The sequence below is a fragment of the Erythrobacter donghaensis genome (assembly GCF_001557325.1).
Classification (GTDB): Bacteria; Pseudomonadota; Alphaproteobacteria; order Sphingomonadales; family Sphingomonadaceae; genus Erythrobacter; species Erythrobacter donghaensis_B.
On record NZ_LSJS01000166.1, the window covers coordinates 1 to 300 of the forward strand.

Consider the following 300-nt stretch of genomic DNA (forward strand, 5'->3'; position numbering starts at 1 on the left):
TCGCCCAGATCGGCAGGAGAAGTCCGGTTGCAAGGTACACGGTCTCTGTGGTGAGTCGTTCGGCAAGCTCCGCAACCTCGCTTTGCCACAGCTTCTCGAAGGTCCGGCGGGGTGCTTCCTCCCAGGCCGATTCCGCAAGGTCATCGAAGTGGTGGTATTCGCGCCGGAGCGGACGGTGGAGGATAACCCGCCTGATGAGTTCGCCCTGTTCGGTCATGAAGTGCCGCGAAGGTTCGGCCAGGGCCGCTTTCCCGCTCTTGGTATTGTGGAGCAGAATGCAGCCGTCAGCGAAGTCGCGGC

General features: G+C 62.3%; 1 pseudogene. It reads right to left on the bottom strand.

What is annotated here, in order from left to right:
- A pseudogene (locus AX692_RS20095) lies at positions 1–217 on the bottom strand (methylase); the annotation flags it as partial.
- Positions 218–300 lie beyond the last annotated feature (83 nt).